Source organism: Wolbachia endosymbiont of Madathamugadia hiepei, from assembly GCF_013366855.1.
Lineage (GTDB): Bacteria > Pseudomonadota > Alphaproteobacteria > Rickettsiales > Anaplasmataceae > Wolbachia.
Map to the genome: position 1 here is coordinate 1 of NZ_WQMP01000163.1, position 1,933 is coordinate 1,933.

Below are 1,933 nucleotides of genomic sequence, written 5' to 3' on the forward strand. Positions count from 1 at the left end.
TAGTTTCTCTATTTGTAGCTAAGTTAAACTACCAGTTTTTGCTACATCTTTCCTTATTTTCTCATGATAAACTTTTTTCACAGAGACTAGCCTGGAAGAGCGGTTGGATGAGGAAAGAAACGATAGGATTTCTAAGCTAGAAAATGAGGTTGATGAACTGAAAAAACGGTTAGCTGAAAAAGAAGTGCAAGGATCACCAACTATCAATATAACAAGTCCTGTTGAGTAGGCATTACCAACCATGTTTCCTGCTGGAGGCAGTTAGTTTTTGCATACTCTACACATCAACCCTCAAAAAAACCGGTGTAGGTTTAGGTAGTATAATACCTAAGCTTACGCACGAGTTGCACAGAGATTTTAAATCTCGTTGTTCTTTTGGAATTTGCAATTGATCGAGTATCATTTCTGCTGACCTCGGAACGATTGGCTGCAATAAAATGCCAATTATTCTGATATATTCGAGTAATTTATAGATTACTAAATTCATGCGCTCTCTGCTGGTTTTACTCAATGTCCAGGGTGCACTTTTATCTATATAAGCGTTGGCTTCAGAAGATATATTGATAATTAGAAGTATAATCTGGTTAAACTCGTACTTTGATAGATGATCCGTCGCTTTATCGAGTATAGCTTTGCAATTGGGCAGACTTTCCTCGCCTTTAAGTAGGCTTTGATCAACTGTTGATACAACTCCAGAGCATTGTTTGTGTAAAAATGAAATTGTTCTTTGCACTAAATTGCCTATATTGTTTGCCAGTTCTGAATTTATCCGGCTAATCATATTTTTCTTGCTAAAGTTGCCATCTTGGCCGAAGCTTGCTTCTCGGAGGAGAAAATAGCGTAGTTGGTCAACGCCAAACTCTTGTGCTAAGCCAATTGGATCTATGACATTGCCAAGAGACTTGGATATTTTTTCCCCCTCGCTGAGCCACCAACCGTGAACCGCAATTTGCTTTGGCAGCGGCAAATCTGCTGCAAGGAGAATCGCCGGCCAATATACGGCGTGAAAGCGCAATATATCTTTACCGATTACATGAACGTTGGAAGAGCTGTCATTTGCCCAAAACCTCTTATATTCTTCACCTTCAGTACCAGGAAAGCCTACTGACGTGAGGTAATTAGTGAGTGCATCAATCCAGACGTAGATTACGTGTTTGTCATTGCCTGGCACTTTTATTCCCCAATTAAAGCTAGTGCGAGAGATTGAAAGGTCAGTGAGTCCTGATCTTACAAACGATACCACTTCATTTTTTCTACTCTCAGGAAAGATAAAATTTGGCTGATTTTGATATAACTCCAGTAATTTGTCTTGCCAATTCGACAAACGAAAAAAGTAGCTTTCTTCTTTTATCCACTGAACTTCTGCACCCGTTGGAGCTTTACCATCTATCAGCTCTGATTCCTGATAAAACGCTTCATCACGGACTGAATACCAACCTGAATAAGAATCCAGATATATTTGTCCTCTCTCTTCAAGCCTATTCCATAGAGCTATTACTGCTTTTTCGTGACGTTCTTCCGTAGTGCGGATAAAATCATCATATTGAAAATTCATGGACTTAGCTAATTCCCTGAATGAAACACTTACTTCATCTGTCAATTCTTTTGGCTGCATTCCCCGTGCTTTGGCTGTTTTCTCGATTTTTTGCCCGTGCTCATCTGTACCGGTAGTAAATTTGACGTTCTTTCCAGCAAGTCTCATAAACCTTGCCACTACATCGCACAAAAGGGAGGTGTATGCGTGACCAATGTGTGGTTTGTCGTTTACGTAATATATTGGCGTAGTGATGTAAAAGTTTCCAAATTGCTCCATTATTCAGTACTTAAAGCTTTATCGTATCTGCGCTAGTTGTAAAAATCAATAGCTACCGGGCTTTATTACATAATAGTAGATAACGTTAGAGAAAAGCTACCCAATAGAAACAAAAAAACT

General features: G+C 39.2%; 2 protein-coding genes. Both read right to left on the minus strand.

The features are described 5' to 3' along the window. Positions 1 to 18: 18 nt before the first annotated feature. The gene (locus tag GO685_RS04975) at positions 19 to 243 is read right to left on the minus strand and encodes a hypothetical protein (protein ID WP_175937828.1); all 225 of its coding nucleotides are present in this window, start codon (positions 241 to 243) and stop codon (positions 19 to 21) included. A 34-nt stretch (positions 244 to 277) separates the two neighbouring features. Next, a complete protein-coding gene (gene metG, locus GO685_RS04980; RefSeq protein WP_175937829.1) occupies positions 278 to 1,813 on the minus strand; it encodes a methionine--tRNA ligase in 1,536 nt (511 codons plus the stop codon). Positions 1,814 to 1,933: the final 120 nt, after the last annotated feature.

Bases quoted from the DNA above. Each gene is read 5' to 3' on its own strand.
- GO685_RS04975 (WP_175937828.1), bottom strand. From the start codon at position 243: ATGGTTGGTAATGCCTACTCAACAGGACTTGTTATATTGATAGTTGGT.
- metG (WP_175937829.1), bottom strand. From the start codon at position 1,813: ATGGAGCAATTTGGAAACTTTTACATCACTACGCCAATATATTACGTA.